This window comes from Paenibacillus sp. B46(2026), from assembly GCF_056786355.1.
Window position 1 is genome coordinate 2,919,397 of sequence record NZ_CM165907.1, and the last position, 19,391, is coordinate 2,938,787.

Here is a 19,391-nt window from a genome sequence, read left to right on the forward strand (position 1 = left end):
AGGAATGAGATAACATGTCGGAGAATCAACGCATTGCCCAAGAAGTCATTCATGCCATCGGGGGCAAAGAGAATATCGCATCATTTGCACATTGTGCAACACGTCTTCGCATCATGGTGAAAGATAAAGAGAAGATTGATCAGAAAACGGTCGAGAACATCGAGAAGGTCAAAGGGGCTTTTTTCAACTCGGGTCAATATCAGATTATCTTCGGTACGGGAACGGTGAATCGAATCTTTGAAGAGGTCGAGAAGCTGGGAATCGAAGGATCGTCCAAGGATGATGTGAAGAGTCAGGGAAAAAAAGAAGGGAACGCTTTTCAGCGGGCTATTCGCACGTTTGGTGACGTATTCGTACCCATCATTCCCGTACTGGTAGCTACAGGCTTGTTCATGGGATTGCGCGGATTACTTACCCAGAATGAAATTCTGGCGTTGTTCGGTGCCACACCTGATGATATCTCGGCCAATTTCCTGTTGTTCACTCAGATCCTGACGGATACGGCATTTGCATTCCTGCCTGCGCTTGTAGCGTGGTCCGCATTCCGCGTATTCGGCGGAAGTCCGGTGCTTGGTATCGTACTGGGACTAATGTTGGTCAATCCGGCATTGCCGAATGCTTACGCGGTGGCAGATGGATCAGCAGAGCCGCTGCATATGTTCGGCTTCATACCTGTCGTGGGTTATCAGGGTTCAGTTCTGCCTGCGTTCTTCGTAGGTTTGATCGGAGCCAAGTTCGAGAAGATTCTAAGAAGACGGGTGCCGGAGGCGCTGGACTTGATCCTGACTCCTTTTATTACGTTAACAGTCATGATTACGCTCGGACTCTTCGCCATTGGCCCAGTGTTCCATTCTCTTGAAGAGTTGGTTCTGCATGGAACAACTGCCGTATTGGATCTTCCGTTCGGAATTGCAGGTATCATCATTGGTTTCTTCCATCAGATTATTGTCGTTACCGGTGTGCATCATATCTTCAATTTCCTGGAGATTCAACTACTGGAAAAGACGGGATTTAATCCGTTCAACGCCATCATTACCTGTGCCATGGCAGCACAAGGAGCGGCTTGTCTCGCAGTAGGTCTGAAGACCAAAAATACGAAGCTCAAAGCACTTGCATTACCGTCTTCGTTGTCTGCATTTCTGGGAATTACCGAACCAGCCATCTTCGGAGTTAACTTGCGGTATATGAAACCATTCATTATGGGACTGGTTGGTGGTGGTGTGGGTGGTTTCATCGCCTCCCTGTTCCATCTGCAAGGTACAGGCATGGCTGTAACGGTTATTCCCGGTACATTACTCTATTTGAACAGCCAACTGCCTTTGTACATCTTGTCCAATGTGGTTGCCATGGCCATTGCATTTGCACTTACCTGGTTCTTCGGATATAAAGATCAACCCGTTGCAGAGGAATCGGTAAGTCACGCCAATAGTGGCATGTCTTCAAATGAAGTTAACACTATGGATTCTGATTCACAAGTCGATTCAATTAAAAAAGTCATTACAAGCAATCGTCCTAAGGTAGAGCTGCTCGAAATAGCTTCGCCGATGAACGGAACCATCGTTGCTCTGGAGCAGGTTCCTGACCCGGCGTTCTCGGAAAAACACATGGGTGAGGGCATCGCCATTGAGCCATCAGAAGGCAAAGTGTATGCACCGTTTGGTGGAGTCATTGCGCATGTGATGAACAAGAGTAAACATGCGGTGATCCTGGAGCATGAAACAGGTGTACAGATGCTGGTTCATATCGGAATTAATACGGTTGGACTGAAAGGTAACGGTTTTACCGCGCATGTGAATAGCGGAGATCGTGTAACTGCAGGACAATTGTTGATTGAATTTGACATGGATGTCATTCAGGCAGCTGGTTTGCCTTTGATTACACCCGTGTTGATCCCAAGTGGAAATGAAGCGATAGCAACGGTTACAGCAACGTCATCAGGCCATGTTCAAGCCAATGGGGAAGCAGTACTAATCGTTAAATTTACTGAGCCGCAATAGTGGCAAGTATAAGGGAAATGGTAGAGATGTATCTCTCCTGTTTCCCTTTTTTGTGTGCAGCCGGTTGAAATCGAAGAAACAGATCATCTGTACTGTCAATCTGACTCTACAGGCCAGCGTGTCGTTTCAGTCGCTCTGCAATCTGCATCAGATCTTCTGCGGATATCCCTGGTGCAAATTCTTCCGGCAGATCAGGCAGCTCAGGTACTGGCCCTCCATAACCCGGCAAGCAGGCAAATGCCTCCAGTTTACCGCCATCGGTTGGGTGTGTTCCTTTCCAGATCTGGGCAATGCCCTGATAATCCTTGTCACTAAACGTGTACAGCCTGCGATGTTCTCCCATCGCTTCCCACTTACGTGTCGTTTCAAAAGCTTTGTTATCCAGTCGTGGAATAGGGAACATCTTCGTTACATCCACACCCGTTGCAATTTCCAGTGCCTTGGCGTAGGCAAGAACATGCACACCGCCACGTACAAGCAGATAACCTGTCATTTCACGGGCCGTCTTATTATCCGTCATCTCGTAGACTCTCATTTTGTGCGTCCTGGCTCCGCATTCAAGAAAGAAATTATGCAACAGATCGAAGATCAGATTGCCACTGCTCACGACATATGAACCATTCCAGGGTCTTCCCATGGAGTCATAAGGGAGCGCTGTCTGAGCAGATTCGATAAAATGTGAAGTCATCCGTGCATCCTTACCAACACGCAGTGGCGTGGAGTCTGGAGCACCGGGCGATGTTGAACCTTCAAGCATGAGATTAATCGTATTGGCGACAAGTTCGACATGGCCGAATTCTTCAGCGGTAATACTTGCAACAATGTCATAAAAAGACGCAGCTTGGATCTGCCTCTGAAATTGAATGACTGAAACATATAGTTATTCAATGTTGACATTTCCCCGAACTTTCCACCGAGCAACTCTTGAACTGCACTTGCTCCATTTGGATCCGGATTATTCGATATGGGTAGTTCGATGGCAAGACGGTCTACACGTTTAAACATGACATTTCCCCCTCAGTCCTAGTTAGTGTAAAGGTATGAAGGGGCACTTGTACGTTATTCTTCGATAATGTATGAAACAAAAACGTTCTGCCAGAACTTTGGGCTCTGAGCAGAACGTTAGATGAGTTCTTATTTGGAAGCTACACCAACAACGCTGGTTCCATTTTTCGTGATTTTGTACGTTAGCACATCTCCGTTCCAGAAATGGAACTTAAGCGTGACTTCGCCATCATTGGTTTCATTGAAGAAGTTAGGTTTCAGCTCAATCACATTACGTTCGTAATCTGGGCTGAATGTGTAGGAGAATTCTTTGAACGAAGTCCAGTTCTGTGGACCGGCGTTCTCTCCGTTTGCATATGTCGCTTCCATCGTGGCCAGCTGGTTGCCGTTAAACGTAGTCGGAATGGCAAATGCACTGGTCGTACCAGTTGCATCATTTAACGTAGGCGTATCATATTTAATGATATTGAAATTCCAGTCAGCACCTTGGTTGAATCCAGCTGTGAGTGTAGCATTTACGCCCAAATCACCAGAGGCTGTCAATTTGGTTAACAGATTGGATTTTAACGTAAGTTCATCTTTTCTGATCGTATAGTCTTTACCTCTTACAAGAGGGGTAGTGCCATTCTTCAAAGATTTGAATTTGTTCCCATTCAGATTGAGCTTTACCTTCTTATCTTGAATGGCTTCATTTTGCTTAAGATATACGAGGTCCGTTTCGGCTGTGGATGAGCGACCTGTCCAGCTGGCTTTCATGGTATCAAATAGTTCCTGATCAGACCAAGTAAAGCTTGTGCGACCGAAGTGCTGCCCGTTGTCCCATAACATCGTTGTCATCTGTTTTTGACGCAGATATTGTCCAACAAATTCGAAGAATTTCAGTTTTTCGCCTTGTTCAATGACACCTGTGTGCTGGTCAAAACCAAGCAAGCCATACTCACCGACGATAACCGGAATACCTTTGGCTGTGAAGGCATTGTACACCCGATCGAATGTATCGGTAACGTCCTTCTGTACTTCATCGTTATACTTGGTGTAACCTGCAATGTTCACACTGAATGGCCAGAACCCGTAGTAGTGAACGGTTGCAATAATATGGGTGTCATTCAATTTTTGAATGGTCTTATTCAGTTCATCCAGATCAGGTTGAGCGGAAGAGGTATGCATCGTCGGAAGCACAAGTGGACGTGTCTCGTTGTTTCCACCCGAAGTTCTTACAATCTTGTGAAAAGAAGTATTCAACTCGTCCAGCATACGATATCCAATAGCCGCATCCGTTGTGCCGCCTTCGGAGAAGCGTGGTTCGTTAACACTTTCGAACATGAGTTTATCGGATGCATTTTTGAACTTGTCCGCGATCTGAGTCCAAGCGGAGTTGTAACGTGCAAGCACGTTGTCATGGTCTTTCTCCATGTAACTGATCCAACGCCAAGAATCATGGTGAAGATTAATCATGACATAGAGATCGGCATCAAGGGCCCAGTCCACAACTTCCTGAACCCGATTCATGTAAGCGGAATCAATTGTGTAGTCGGGTGCGTCACCGATGTGGGCTTCCCAGGTCACAGGAATACGGATACTGTTGTAGCCTTCATCTGCGATCGATTGAATCAGTTCCTTTGTAATGCGCGGGTTGCCCCAGGCTGTCTCATCCTCACCAACGGCATCGAGAGAGTTACCCAGATTCCAGCCAGGCTCCATGGCGTTCACGTAGGCCTGCATTTTGCTTGGAGCGGCTGAGGTACTGGCCTGTTCGCTGTTGTCAGTTGCAGCGGAAGCCATAGCGGAGGAGAATAGAGATAGAATCATGGCAGTCACAAGCGTAAGAGAAAGGACTGATTTGCGGTTTTTTTTCATTAATATAGTCTCCTTCGAATAGAGAATGGTTGAACGTGAATAGCGGTTAAGCAGGGTGAAAATAGAGCTCAACGCAAACAAAAATTCACTTGTTTAATACTGGAATCACCACCGATTTATGAACTGAAAGCGTTTTCGTAATTTACTATATCATGATTTAATATTGGACAATACCTGCACAATTGGAATAAAAATCATGTGAAAATCAGTGATTTTGTCATGTTAATAGATTGTGTAGTGAGCGTTTATTTCATTGGAAATGAAAATCATATGGTTGCTTTTTAATGATAATTAGATTTAAATACCCTGGGAGGGATCTAATATGAAGCTGGATGCACATCAACATTTCTGGGAATACAATGTCGCCGAGTACGGATGGATTGGCGAAGAGATGAAAGCCATTCGTCAATCTTTTCTTCCGAAAGATCTTGAACCTTTATTGGTCCAATCAGGACTGGATGGATGTATTGCGGTACAAGCCAGACAATCACTGACAGAAACGCAATGGCTTCTGCAGCTGGCAGATCAGTATGAATGTATCAAAGGTGTTGTCGGGTGGGTGGATCTTTGTTCGGATGAAGTTCGGAATCAGCTTGAAATGTTCGCGTCCAATCCGTATATGAAGGGCGTACGTCATGTCATACAGGATGAAACTGATCTGAAGTATGTATTGAGAGAAGACTTTCAGCGGGGGATTTCCTTACTTAAGGAGTATGATTTGGCATACGACCTGTTGGTATCCAAGGAGCAACTGCCTTATGCCGTTGAACTGGTTAAGGCGTTCCCTGAACAGCGATTTGTACTTGATCATCTAGCCAAACCCGACATAAAATCAGGTATAATCTCACCCTGGAAAGAAGCACTTGAGTCATTGGCCTCACAACCAAATGCGTACTGTAAACTTTCAGGGATGGTGACGGAAGCAGAATGGGCAAATTGGACTCCAAAGGATTTTACAGCCTATCTGAATATCGCCATAGAAGCCTTTGGTGCAGAACGGTTAATGTTCGGATCCGACTGGCCCGTGAGCAACGTTTCGGCTTCGTATAATGATGTATACGGTCTCATAACAACTCACATTCATTCCTTATCTCTGTCAGATCAACAGATGATTCTTGGAGGTACATGTGCTGCGTTCTATCAAATAACGTAGTGGGCAATCCGAAGCTAAACCGGTTTCAAGAAGTTGACAACTGTTCTGATTCTTGCTAAAGTTTTATCCAATCCGCATAATCATGATCTGGGAATGTTACCGATATGGGCATAACCTGAGCTGGCTTGTTTACACAATTTCGTGTATCCAGGCTGGTTCGGGTTTTTTCTATTTAAGTTGAACAAACGATTTTACACGGGACGACTGCGCGGCCAGAACAATCTTCCGATCGCTGTTATCCCCAGATTTTTTGAATCCCTTTCTAAAAGGGGAAATCCGGTGATAAATGCGAACTCTTCGCTTCTCCAGATTTTTTCTGTCCTCTCCGTTTATGTGTAATTGTCTGTAGTTCAACTTAAATATTTTGTCTTTTTAATATTTCTAACGATTTGAGCGGATAGCTGAACTACATATTTGGAAGGAGAATGATGATGACGAATTTTAAATTTCCTACAGATTTTCTATGGGGTGGAGCCATTGCTGCCAATCAGGCGGAGGGCGCGTATCTGGAAGATGGCAAAGGGCTGAGTATCGTTGACTTGCTGCCAACAGGAGAGAGCCGCAGAAGTATTATGAAAGGTCATGTTCCAGCCTTTACGCCGCTTGCTACCGAGTTCTATCCTTCACATGAAGCGATTGATTTCTATCACCGTTACCCTGAAGATATTGCTCTGTTTGCCGAAATGGGATTCAAAGCACTGCGTGTCTCCATTGCCTGGGCACGGATTTTCCCGACAGGAGAAGACGCACAGCCGAATGAAGCAGGATTACAATTTTACGATAACCTGTTTGATGAATTGTTGAAAAACGGCATTGCACCTGTAGTTACATTGGCTCACTTTGATGTGCCTGTGCATCTGATTGAGAAGTACGGCAGCTGGAGAAGTCGTGAACTGGTAACACTATTTGAGACGTACGCTACAACGGTATTCACTCGGTACAAAGACAAGGTGAAATACTGGATGACATTCAATGAAATTAACATGCTGCTTCATCTTCCGTTCCTTGGGGCGGGACTTGCGTTCAATGAAGGGGATAACATTAAGGAAATTCAATATCAGGCTGCTCACCACCAACTGGTTGCAAGTGCATTGGCAGTCAAAGCGTGTCATGAGATTATCCCTGGTGCCATGATTGGTTGTATGCTTGCGGCAGGAAGCTTCTATCCGTATACCTGTAATCCGGAAGATGTGTTCCAGGGCATGGAAAAAGATAGAGAGTCCTATTTCTTCATTGATGTGCAGTCACGTGGGGAATATCCGGGTTATGCCAAACGTTTCTTCAAAGATCACGGGTTGAACATTGTTATGCAGCCGGGTGATGCGGAAATTTTGAAGAATCATACCGTAGATTATATCGGGTTCAGCTACTATTCAAGTCGTACAACCAGTACCGATCCGGAAGTCATCAAAAATATGACCAGTGGCAATGTATTTGGCTCGGTAGCGAATCCCTATCTGGCGAAGTCCGAATGGGGTTGGACGATTGATCCCAAAGGATTCCGTATTACTGCCAACCAACTACATGATCGTTATCAGAAGCCGCTGTTTGTTGTTGAGAATGGATTTGGTGCCAATGACGTGGTTACACCGGAAGGTGAAGTGGATGATGCGTACCGGATTGACTACTTGAAACGACATGTAGCTGAAATGGGCGAGGCTATTCAGGATGGGGTGAACATCATCGGTTACACCAGCTGGGGACCTATTGATATTGTAAGTGCATCCTCAGGTGAGATGAGAAAACGTTATGGCTACATTTACGTGGATCGTAACAATGAAGGTCATGGTGAGCTGACACGACTGAAAAAGAAAAGTTTTGAGTGGTACAAAAATGTGATCGAATCTAACGGAACCAATCTGGGCGACGCGTAGTTTATATTTTTCTGAATTAAAATGGTCTTGTACGGCAATAAAACATCGGAAGTTTCATCTATATAAATTGAACTAAACATTTACACAAAACGGAGAGGACAGAAAAAAAGCTGGAGAAGTGTAAATATTCTCTAGTTCAATTTATATAACCATGGGACTTCCGTTTGTCCCCGCATTGAAAGCGTTGACATGTAGTCAGGTTCGCGCTATACTTGACGCAATTATATCGTTTCTGGGATTGTTACTACACGACGTAGGCAAAACCTAAGCACCAAAAAAAACAGACCACCATGTCTTGTTTATTTTGTGATGCTTCAGGTTTTTTTGTATGCCCAAAAGACGATGTATAACTGCCAAGAGAGTGGAACGTGACGGGGGGATTGAAGTGAAAATAGCAAAGGTTATCAACAATAACGTCATTAGCATCTATCAAGCGGATGGAGCAGAGCTTGTGGTGATGGGACGTGGGATTGCCTTTAAGAAAAAGCCGGGGGATAAAGTAGACGAGACCCGCATCCAGAAAGTATTTGCACTGAAAAACAAACAAACATCCGATAATTTCAAAATGCTGCTGCGCGAAGTTCCGATGGAACTGATTGAAATTGTGGAAGAGATCATCACGTATGCGCGTGAGAATCTGGGCCGAAAGTTGAATGAGAACATCTATGTATCTCTGACAGATCATATTAACTTCGCCATCGAACGTTATCGGGAAGGCGTGGAGATCAAGAACGCATTAATGTGGGAGATCAAACAGTTGTACAAGCCCGAATTCGCCCTGGGCCTGAAGACGCTGGAACAGATCAACACCCGCATGAATATTGAGCTTCCAGCAGATGAAGCCGCTTATATTGCCCTTCATATTGTCAATGCAGAGATGAACGAAGAAGTCATTACAACGATGAACATTACGAAGTTTATCCAGCAAATTATTAATATAGCGAAATATCATTTTAAAATGGAATTTGACGAGGAATCACTCAGTTATTTTCGCTTCATCACACATCTGAAGTTCTTCTCCCAGCGAGTGCTCAGTGGAACTCACTATGACAATAACTATGATCATTTCTATGACATGATTAAGGAGAAACATCCGGATGCCGCAGCGTGTACGGAGAAAATAGAGTTGTTTGTCAAAAAGGAATACAATCACGAGCTGACTAATGAAGAAAAGTTGTATCTAACCGTTCATATCGAACGAGTAGTCAATCGATAATATTTAAGTGTTGACAAAAATGGTTTAATTATAATAATATGTGATTAACAGGAATTGAATACGATTTAACTGGGATTGTTACTGGTTATGCAGGCAAAACCTAAGTCATGAGAAGGCAGGACCGTTGTGTCCCCTCACTCAAGGCTTAGGTTTTTTGCGTGCAAAAAAATCGGTAAAGGGCCTGTTTGAGAAAAAGTGGGGGTGCAGATCATGAGTCAAGAAAAACTGGCCAAAGAGATTGTAGAACTGGTCGGCGGTGAGAAAAATGTGGAATCGCTTGTTCATTGTGCAACACGGTTACGGTTTGTATTGAAGGACGATGCCAAGGCAGATAAAGCCAAATTGGAGAAAACAGAAGGTGTTATCGCAGTCAAAGAAAATGGGGGACAGTTCCAGGTTGTTGTTGGTAACAAGGTGCCTGAGGTCTATAGTGCCATTGGGCAAATCAGTAACATTCTGGACGATTCATCAGAGAAAGAAAAACCTCGCAAAGCAGCCAAAGGATTTGGGGGCATTATTGATATCATATCCAGCATATTTGCACCGCTTCTGGGTGTAATGGCGGGAGCCGGTATTCTAAAAGGGTTATTGTTGATTGCAAGCAATATCGGATGGCTGGAAACGACAGAAACAACATATACAATCCTGTATGCAGCAGCAGATAGTCTCTTCTATTTCCTGCCTCTGTTGTTAGCGGTTACAACAGCACGTAAATTCCAGGGAAATATGTTTGTAGCGATGACGATTGCAGGAGCACTGATCTATCCGTCCATCGTCACGTTGAAATCAGAGGGAACACCAACGGATTTCTTCGGTATCCCTGTCATCTTGATGAACTATTCATCTACAGTTATTCCCATCATTTTAGCTGTCATTGTCATGAGCAAGTTGGAAAAGTTCTTTAATAAAACACTTCACGATAGTGTGAAAAACTTTGTTACACCATTGTTTTTACTAGTGATTATGGTACCACTGACACTGTTGGTATTCGGACCATTTGGTGTCTACGTTGGTAATGGAATTGCAGCAGGACTCGTTGCCGCATTTGGATTCAGCCCATTGCTCGCTGGAGCCGTTATGGGTGCAAGCTGGCAGCTGCTCGTTATCTTCGGAATACACTGGGGTCTGATTCCAGTATTTATCAACAACGTTGCAGTGTATGGACAGGATGGGGTTAAACCAGCTGCGACAGCTTCAATCTTTGCTCAAACGGGTGCAGCTTTTGGGGTTATGCTGAAAACCAAGAACAAAAAACTGAAAACGCTGGCTGGATCATCCACGTTGACTGCATTATTCGGTATTACTGAACCGGCCATCTATGGGGTAACATTACCACTAAAACGTCCATTCATTGCAGGGGTAATCGGTGGTGCTGTTGGTGGAGCTATCATTGGTCAAGCGGGTACATTAGCATTTGCATCCGGTGCACCGGGATTGCTGACTCTGCCAATCTTCTACGGACCAGGTGGGCAAGGCTTCCCAGGATTGATTCTGGGTATCGTAGTATCCTTTGTTGTTTCGGCTGTACTGACGTACATCATGGGCTTCAAAGATCCGGTCGAAGAAGAAACAAAAACCGAATCTACTGCCTCTGCCGAGCAACCTGTTCGTGCAACGAATGCTACGGACGAAATTGTATTTAGCCCAATCGAAGGAACAATTGTGGAATTGTCGGAAGTTCCAGATCCGGCCTTTGCATCTGGAGCAATGGGTAAAGGGATTGCGATTGAGCCGGCTGTGGGCAGAGTTGTAGCGCCTTTTGACGGTACAGTTACCGTTGCATTCAAGAAAAAACATGCCTTGGCTGTGGTGTCAGACACCGGTGCTGAAATATTGGTTCACGTCGGAGTTGATACCGTTAAATTGGATGGGCAGCATTTTATCTCCCATATCAAGGAAGGGGACAGAGTCCAAGCGGGAGATCTGTTGCTTGAGTTCGATATTGCACAGATTAAAGCTGCGGGGTATCACACGGTAACGCCAATTATCGTAACGAATTCTGCCAACTACGAGGAAGTAATTCCACAGGCTACAGGTCAGGTTCATAGCCAGGAGCTTCTATTGAAGTTGAATAGCGTAAAGGGACAGGAATAAAATAGAATAGATACAAATTCGATGTTTTAGAGTTTTCACGGTTCCGTTGACATGATGGAATTGGAAAATTATAATTAGAATTGTACATCTATTACATGATAATGAAAGGTGGATTATTGAACATGACACATGCGATGAGACTGCGTTTCCTTCCTTTGAATCGGTAATTGAATACGTTCAAAGGCTCTGACCGTTTGTTCAGAGTAAACGGGATCAGTCTGTCATTTTCAGTTATCCTGACCTTAAAATAATTGTAGCACTCGTTTTCCTGTTTACGTTGAATCACAGGCCGTGGCCTGTGATTCTTTGTTTTTCTTCTGATTATCTTAATCAGGTAAATAATTAGGTAAAGGCGCTCAATACAGACTACTGGAGGTAACCGCTATGATGACGTTACTGTTCTATTGATACGAGCTGGCACGATCAGCTCGTATCGATAGAAGCGTGCTTCGCTATCGATACGAAATAAATCTTATTTCGGAGGTAGCGAATATGGAAAAGATATGTTTTGAATTAGAACAGGTTGAGATGACCTATATGGATAAAATGGTACTGAACATTGAGCGACTGGCTGTGCATCAACTGGACCGCATCGGTGTAGTAGGTGGGAATGGTCAGGGTAAAAGTACATTATTGAAACTCATTGCGGGACAGATTCAGCCCACAGTTGGAAAGGTAAAACGTTACGCAGAGTTCGGGTATTTGGAACAAGTTGAAGCACCTTAGCCTAATGGGAATCTCGAAGTTGACGGGGCTTTACTCAGTAAATTAGCCATACCTCAACACGACCAACCATGGAGTGGCGGAGAACAAACCCGTTTGAAACTGGCTCAAATGTTCACTCATTATCATGAAGTACTGTTACTGGATGAACCAACAACACACCTGGATCAAGAGGGCATTACATTTTTGCTGGATGAATTGCGTTATTACTATGGGGCAATCGTACTGATCAGTCATGATCGTGCAGTTCTGGATGAACTGGTGACCACGATCTGGGAAATCCATCAAGGTGAGGTTCACGTATATTCCGGCAACTATAGTGATTATCAGGCACAGAAGAGGCTGGAGCGCGAACAACAAAACCAGGCCCATGAACAGTTCTCGAAGGAGAAAAGACGCTTGGAGCTGGCCGCCCGGGAAAAGATGAAGAAAGCCGAGAAAATAACACAGGCCGGAAGCATGTCCAAAAAAGAATCCAAGGCAAAAACAAACCGCATGGTTGAAACAAAATCCAAAGGCACCAGTCAAAAAGCGGTCCACCGCGCAGCCAAAGCGATTGAACAGCGGATGCAACAACTTCATGAGGTAAAAGCAGTGCAAGAGGAACGGGCTATGATCTTCCGTCAGCCAAAGACACTGGAGCTGCACAACCGATTTCCAATTATGGCAGATCGCCTTACACTTGAGGTAGAAGGCCGCGTATTGTTGGAGGATGTAAGTTTTCAGGTTCCATTAAAACAAAAAATAGCGATAACCGGAGCCAATGGCAGTGGGAAAAGCACATTGCTTAATCATGTTTTCCATGTCGGAGATCAGATCACTATGTCTCCAAAAGCAAAGCTCGGTTATTTTCAGCAAATGAGCTATCGTTTCACGACAAAAGAGACCGTATTACAATTCCTGAAAAATCGTTCGGAATATGAGGAATCAGAACTTAGAAGTGCGTTGCACGCAATGCAGTTCACAGGGAATGACTTACTGAAGAATGTTGGGGCATTAAGTGGAGGGGAAGCGATTCGTCTTCAATTATGTCACTTGTTTCTTGGACAATATAACATTCTATTGTTGGATGAGCCGACGAATTTTCTTGATATGCATGCATTGGAAGCGTTGGAGCGTTTTATCAAGGCGTATGAAGGAACGATTCTGTATGTATCTCATGATCAGAGGTTTATTGAAAATACAGCGGATCAACAATTTCAGATTTCAGATCGTCGATTGCTTCAGGTGACTATATAAGTTGAACTAAAGAATATTTACACTAAACACTCCGATGACAGAACAACCTTAGAGGAAGAGAAGTAACGAAACCCGCCAAAGTGATTTTGGCGGGTTTCGTCGTTTTCAAAGATAGGCAGATCAGTTACCTTATGTAGCTTCTATTAAGAATCCGCTTTTACAACTGTTGAATGCATGTTACCTGTGAGACGTTGAGGCGGAAAAACCATGCGCACTGGCGCAATGATGATTGCAGCAAATACAGCCTTGATCAGATCACCTATAATGTAAGGATAGAACCCTTGAATCATAGCCTCAGGTAAGTCCATTTTGTATGCATAGGCAAGCCAAGGGACTCCAGATACATACACGAGCAGTGAACCAAACAGTTCAAATACAACAAAAGCGAGAATGAATCCTGTGACACCTTTGACATTGATTCGTGCAAGCAGCAGTCCAATTAATAATGCGGAGAACGGCCACATCATCACATATCCTCCGGTAGGTCCGAGTAGTACCGCAAGTCCTCCGGTCCCGTGCAGCAAGGGGAATCCAAGAGCGGTGAGCAGAACAACCATCGTGACACTTAGAAAACCATAGAGTGGACCAAGTAATCCTCCGGCCAGCATGACAGCCAAAGTTTGTAATGTTATCGGTACAGGGGAGAAGCCAATGGGAATGCTTATGTAACCAAAAAGTACTAATATTGCGGCCATAAGTGCGCTGAATACAATGCCTCGCAAAGATAATTTCATGTTTGAACAATCCTCTCGATTTTGATAATATGATTGTTAACCTATTGAATGAATGTGGTTAACGATTAGGATCGTACCACATAACCATAGAAAGGGAAAGGACTAATTTACGATGCAAGGCAACCTGCCAATAATTATATTAGAAGATGCTAGAGTTCACTATGCTTCCGAAGCTGATCAAGTGAGAAAAGCACTGGATGGAGTCTCACTCACGTTACACCAAGGAGAGTGGGTAAGTATTGTAGGCGCGAACGGGAGTGGAAAAAGTACGCTTGCCGGACTGCTAATCGGATTCACGCCGCTATCGGGAGGGGTACGGAATATCTCGAATGAACTTATCGTTCGGGGTGTATTGCAGCAACCGGATGCTCAGGTACTGGGCGATACGATTGAAGAGGAGTTTCATTTTGCGCTGTCACCATTGATGAATACTGTAGAAGAGCAATCCGAGCACAGACAGGACGCATTACATACCGTAGGACTTCATTATCCCCCAGACATGGCCATCTCACACTTATCCGGTGGACAGAAACAGCTGCTTAACATTGCTGTAGCGCTCGCAGCCAAACCGGATGTATTGATTCTGGATGAGCCGACAGCCATGCTTGATCCAGGAGCAAGAGACCGTATCGAGGCTATCGTTCAGAAGATTACCCAGCGGGGGACGACGGTGATCTGGATTACCCATCATCTGGAAGAAGCAACGCTGTGTGATCGAATTGTTGCTATTGAAAGGGGACGTTGTGTGTACGACGGGTTGCCTGAGTCTTTTTTCTATCCAACAGAGTTGAATGAGAAGGCTAATCGGGATAATGAGCAGCTATCCCTCTGTGAACGGTTAGGGTTGGACCCTCCTTTCACGGTAAAAACTGCGTTATTGCTCAAGCAAAAAGGTATGATGCCAGAAGCCATGCCACTGCGACCCGAGCAACTGGCTAAGGAGGTCGCACGTTGGAGATCGAGCTAACCAATATACGTATAGAAGCATCGGAATTGAGCAAACGTGCACTGCTTGAAGATGTGAGTGTACAGTTGAACAGTGGGGAAATCACTTTGTTGCTTGGTTGTACGGGTTCAGGAAAAACGACTTTATTACAGACGTTGGCTGGTCTGAGACCTCCCGATGCAGGAAGTATCACATTGGATGGCACACCTTTATGGAAAGAAGGAAAAGTGCCGCAGTCGATTTTATTGCAAATGGGACTATTGTTTCAATTTCCGGAACAACAACTGTTTGCCCGAAGTATTCAGCGTGAATTCACTTATTCTCTGCGTCCATATCGACTTTCAGAGAAACAGCAACAAGAGCAGATCACAAAAGCACTGAACCAATGGGACCCGCCAGTATCCTCGGAGTTGGACCGACGTTTTCATCTGGACAGGTCGCCATTTGCTCTAAGTGGGGGAGAGAAGCGCAGGCTAGGTCTTGCTCTCGGAAGTGTGACCAATCCACACTGGCTTCTGCTGGATGAGCCAAGCGCCGGGTTGGAAGCGCAAAGTGTCGGGCTTTTGCTGGATGTATTGGAACAACATCGTCTGGCAGGTGGTGGGGGCGTGGTAGCAACCCATGATCTGGATACATTCTTGCCTTGTGCGGATCGAGTGTTGTTGTTGCAGGAAGGCCGTCTAATCGCAGATCTTACGCCGAGACAACTTCACGAAAGGCCTGAACTGCTGGAGCAGACAGGGATCGGATTGCCACCTTCCATGCGACTGGCACAGCAGTTCAGAACTGCAGGTATTGACCTGCCTTTTACCGCGATGACACCAGAGGAGATGGCAGAAAGTATTGTTCAGTCCAAGTCAGTTGAAGTACAGATTCAAAACGAATCGAAAGAAGCATTGGGGATGGTAACTAGGGTAGTCAAGAGCGATGCAATAGAGATGATAGAACGGAACGATCCGAAGCTTCTTCCGAACACATTAACTCATTCAGGCGGATTATATGGCGTGATGGACCCGCGTCTGAAGTGGATTTTGTATGTTTTACTGGTCACTGCTGCGATGCTTCAACAGCGCTGGCTGGGATTGACGTTAACACTGGTGCCGGTAGTGGCCGCACTTGCCGTTCTCCCGCGTCAGACTTTAGCTGGATGCATGAAGTTAATGAAGCCACTGTTAATCTTTTTCCTCATATCGACGGCGTTATCTGGAACAACCCTTTCAACAGAGGGAGGCGGTCTGCACTTTGGCTTTTCTCTGGTACAAGCGGAGGGCACTTTGCTGAATGTGTATCGTTTGTTTATCGTCACCTTGGCAAGTCTGTGGTTTTCACTGACGACGCCTTATGGGCGAATGGTAGAAGGGCTGAATTGGGTACTCGGTATCGGTAAAAAAATCAAGCTGCCCGTAGCTTCGTTTGCACTTGCTGTATCGTTAATCTTTCGATTTATCCCGATGATCTGGAGTGAGTGGCAGCGATTCTCACTGATCGTACGGGCACGTGGAAAGGCAGCTTTAAGACCAAATACCGTGCGGATTCGTGACCTGGGTCCGATGGTGATTCCCTTGTTAATGGCACTGTTCCAACGTGCAGAGGATATGACCATTGCGATGGAAATGCGTAAAGTTAGAGAGCATTCTACGCTCGGAGGACGTTCATCGTTATTGGTATGGTCCAAACGCGATACCTGGATTAGCATGGCTGGCCTCATTGTTTTTGTACTATTAGTATGGATTCGCCAATTGTGATGGCGATGATGATCATGATGGATCCGGTATTAGATCAGATGATGGATAACAATCATAAACGCAGTGTTTTCCAAAGATCATGCATAAATGCGTTTGTCCTCGCTCACAATAAGTGTACGTGGATCATCTGAAGTGGATCAGGAGGGATAAACGATGAAAGATAAGTTTTTGCGTGAAGAACGGCAAGAATATACCGATGTGTCTACGGTGGAGTCGCAGCGAAACGATATCACACTCGAAGAATTCCCGGAGGGTCCTTACGGTTCATCTCTGTTATCCGAGTCTCTCGGGAAAAGTTCTCCATGGCGAGTGGATCAGAGGTCTGCACATCGTTTTGATTATGAAAATCATGAGCTTCACGAGGGAGAAGTACGTGATTATCCAGGTCAGGATGTTTTTGACGAAACGGTTCCGGATAACGTGTCCAAGCCTCAATATACGGAAGAATCTTAATGAGATATGGATATAAAATAGAGCGTAGCCTCCGACAGGTTTTGTCCTGTTCGGGGGTTATTTTCGTTGTGTTTAATGAAAACAAATCTCCTCTAATTCCACATTATGGGTTATTATATGTGTAGCTCGGAGTACAAATTTGATTGAGTATACGGGGGATTCGGAATGAGAGAGATCGATTATAGTCAATATTTCTGGCAGGATGATAAGATCAGATTACGTGCTTTGCGTGAAGAAGATTGGGAGGATCATTATTATAACCGCTTTGATACACCTGCCCGTCGCTTATTGGAGTGTGCAGTAGAGTTGCCGCCAACCCATGTTGAAGCGAAGAGTTTCACGGAAAACTTCTCTGATTTTTCTTTAGCCAAAGGACGGATCATGTTTACAATTGTAAATATGGATGGTGAAAATGTCGGAGGTGTGAATCTGAACAGCATTGATGAGAGAAACGGTACCTTTAGCATTGGCATTCAAATTGACAGGGATTATCGAGGAAAAGGATACGGGACCAGAGCCGTTCGAATCTTGCTGAACTATGCCTTCTTCGAGCGCAGGCTCAACAAATTTAATGATTATGTACTCCAAGGAAATGAACCTTCCGCAGCGATGATGAGAAAACTTGGATGTGTTCAGGAAGGCGTGCGCCGCCAGGTGATCTATACCGATGGAAAATACCAAGACTTGATCCTTTTTGGATTAACCAAAGACGAGTTTATGGAAAAAGAGGGTCTTGTTTGAGTCCAGCATAAATAAGATCGCTAGGGTGCTTGAGGTCTGCAAATGTTAGTTGGATAAATGGTAATCTACATTAGGCGGAAGGCGAGAGTATATTCTAATGATATCAAAAATCTGAGGTGATCGTGTGGATAGAGCAATACCCGATCCGACATGGAAAAGGTTAGGTTTTGTTGAACAGCCTGATTTTCATACTTCTGGTCTGGGTGTGGGAATTGTAATTATCGATTCAATTAAACCACATCATCTCGTAAATCACTTAAATAGACGAATCAAATGTGTTGCCGTACATGAAAATATGACTGTCACTATGCGAGACATTTCATCTATGAACAGGGAGGAGGATAATCGGAAAGGTGAGCATGGCCTTATGAGTGTACTGGCTTTGGCCCATGAACCTATTCTATTAGGGGAACAGATTCATGTCGGGATTGCACCAGCGGCAACATTTATCGTTCTAGATCATGGGGCATTTACAACTGGAGAAGGAGAACGTCTGAAAAAAGGAATGGAATGGATTCTTGAACATGGGGTCGAATGGAATATAAAAATTATTTTAAGCACTGGTTGGCAGGCATTAGATAATGAAGTTCATCTTAAAAATACGAGTGAAAACTCAACGGTTAAAGCATTGGCGACAGCTGTGCAACAGGGCATTTTGGTTATTTGTTCGAATGGAAATACACGTTTAAATAACATCATGCCTCCAATACAGTATCTAGCAGTAGGAGGCTACGCTGATCGTGGAAAGGCCGATCGTTCATTACACGTTCCCTTCCCTGATGAACCTTATGGCAGAAATGGAGATGGTCACTTTAGGCCAGATATATTAGCTCCCAGACTACATCTTACAATCCCTTACTATGAAACTGAAAGTTCCGGTCATAGCGTATCTTATTATGGGGGAACATCTGGAGCTGCTGCGCTTGTAGCTGGTGTTGCGGCCCATTTGTTCTCCAAATTTCCGAGTCTAAGTTCCGAGATGCTGAGACACCTATTAGTAGAGCATGGAGAACCGCTTGAGGGTGATGATAATCTGGCTCCCCGAATTAACGTTGAGAATACAATTTGTTATTTGAATATGGCAGATAAGCCAAGATACATACCAAAAACTTTGCCGATGATAAGTATTCAAAATCAAAATCCCTATAGCGCAATTCATTCAATGGATGATATCGAAAGAGCGCTCTCTTTAACAGTTTTAGTTGAGAGGGGCGAATTATCACGTGAAGAGTTATGGAACTTCACGAAGGATTCATCCGCTATTGTTCGTAAAATTGCAGTATCTACCCTTGGTGAACCGATGAACGAACAAGAGCGGCAGCTGTACTGGGTATGCTTAACGCATGAAACAGAAGGCGGTGTGCGTGGATGGTATATGCATGGATTACTGCAAAATGCTCCAAAGGAGGAAATACACCATTGGATGAATTGGACAACAGATATTAACTGGTCGGTTCGATGGTGTGTTAGCGAATATCTGGCTCGATATCCAGAGTGTTTTCCCCAACTCGAAAAAACCCAAGATCCTGACGCTATACATATCAAGGCATTACCGTTAAAGCAATGGTACACAGTTCTATGATGTAACGAAAATCAGTATTATGGAGGCAATCT

The 19,391-nt window shown here is 44.6% G+C and carries 12 protein-coding genes and 2 pseudogenes; 11 read left to right on the top strand and 3 right to left on the bottom strand.

Going from position 1 to position 19,391, the window contains the following annotated elements:
- The first annotated feature begins 14 nt into the window (after positions 1–14).
- Complete coding sequence (locus AC1S8V_RS13335) at positions 15–1,997, top strand: sucrose-specific PTS transporter subunit IIBC (protein ID WP_482073986.1); 1,983 nt, start codon at positions 15–17, stop codon at positions 1,995–1,997.
- Between the two features lie 106 nt (positions 1,998–2,103).
- Here the strand turns inward: AC1S8V_RS13335 and AC1S8V_RS13340 are convergent.
- Positions 2,104–3,002: pseudogene (locus tag AC1S8V_RS13340) on the bottom strand (manganese catalase family protein).
- 129 nt (positions 3,003–3,131) lie between these two features.
- A complete protein-coding gene (locus AC1S8V_RS13345) occupies positions 3,132–4,859 on the bottom strand; it encodes a cellulase family glycosylhydrolase (RefSeq protein WP_482073987.1) in 1,728 nt (575 codons plus the stop codon).
- A 322-nt stretch (positions 4,860–5,181) separates the two neighbouring features.
- Between AC1S8V_RS13345 and AC1S8V_RS13350 the strand changes: the two genes are divergently transcribed.
- The 5 genes and pseudogenes from AC1S8V_RS13350 (at position 5,182) to AC1S8V_RS13370 (ending at position 13,158) form a co-directional block, all read left to right on the top strand.
- On the top strand, positions 5,182–6,012 hold the full coding sequence (locus AC1S8V_RS13350; RefSeq protein WP_482073988.1) for an amidohydrolase family protein: 831 nt from the start codon (positions 5,182–5,184) through the stop codon (positions 6,010–6,012).
- Between the two features lie 431 nt (positions 6,013–6,443).
- Complete coding sequence (locus AC1S8V_RS13355; RefSeq protein WP_482074474.1) at positions 6,444–7,886, top strand: 6-phospho-beta-glucosidase; 1,443 nt, start codon at positions 6,444–6,446, stop codon at positions 7,884–7,886.
- Between the two features lie 385 nt (positions 7,887–8,271).
- Positions 8,272–9,102 carry a BglG family transcription antiterminator LicT gene (gene licT / locus AC1S8V_RS13360; RefSeq protein ID WP_482073989.1) on the top strand — a complete coding sequence of 277 codons (831 nt, stop codon included), beginning with the start codon at positions 8,272–8,274 and terminating at the stop codon, positions 9,100–9,102.
- A 210-nt stretch (positions 9,103–9,312) separates the two neighbouring features.
- The gene (locus AC1S8V_RS13365) at positions 9,313–11,196 is read left to right on the top strand and encodes a beta-glucoside-specific PTS transporter subunit IIABC (RefSeq protein ID WP_482073990.1); all 1,884 of its coding nucleotides are present in this window, start codon (positions 9,313–9,315) and stop codon (positions 11,194–11,196) included.
- A gap of 492 nt (positions 11,197–11,688) precedes the next feature.
- Positions 11,689–13,158, top strand: a pseudogene (locus AC1S8V_RS13370) (Msr family ABC-F type ribosomal protection protein).
- Between the two features lie 143 nt (positions 13,159–13,301).
- Here the strand turns inward: AC1S8V_RS13370 and AC1S8V_RS13375 are convergent.
- A complete protein-coding gene (locus tag AC1S8V_RS13375) occupies positions 13,302–13,892 on the bottom strand; it encodes a biotin transporter BioY (protein WP_482073991.1) in 591 nt (196 codons plus the stop codon).
- A 112-nt stretch (positions 13,893–14,004) separates the two neighbouring features.
- Here AC1S8V_RS13375 and AC1S8V_RS13380 point away from each other — a divergent pair, with 112 nt between their 5' ends.
- From AC1S8V_RS13380 to AC1S8V_RS13400, 5 genes are all read left to right on the top strand, one after another.
- Positions 14,005–14,859 (top strand): ATP-binding cassette domain-containing protein, encoded by an 855-nt coding sequence (locus AC1S8V_RS13380; RefSeq protein ID WP_482073992.1) that lies wholly within the window; start codon positions 14,005–14,007, stop codon positions 14,857–14,859.
- Entirely contained in the window at positions 14,844–16,583 is a 1,740-nt protein-coding gene (locus AC1S8V_RS13385; protein WP_482073993.1) for an ATP-binding cassette domain-containing protein, read from the top strand. Before AC1S8V_RS13380 ends, AC1S8V_RS13385 begins: the two co-directional genes overlap by 16 nt.
- A 153-nt stretch (positions 16,584–16,736) precedes the next feature.
- Entirely contained in the window at positions 16,737–17,036 is a 300-nt protein-coding gene (locus AC1S8V_RS13390) for a hypothetical protein (protein WP_017688728.1), read from the top strand.
- A 165-nt stretch (positions 17,037–17,201) separates the two neighbouring features.
- On the top strand, positions 17,202–17,777 hold the full coding sequence (locus AC1S8V_RS13395) for a GNAT family N-acetyltransferase (RefSeq protein ID WP_482073994.1): 576 nt from the start codon (positions 17,202–17,204) through the stop codon (positions 17,775–17,777).
- A 124-nt stretch (positions 17,778–17,901) separates the two neighbouring features.
- Positions 17,902–19,359, top strand: coding sequence for a S8 family serine peptidase (locus AC1S8V_RS13400; RefSeq protein WP_482073995.1), 1,458 nt, complete (start codon positions 17,902–17,904; stop codon positions 19,357–19,359).
- Positions 19,360–19,391: the final 32 nt, after the last annotated feature.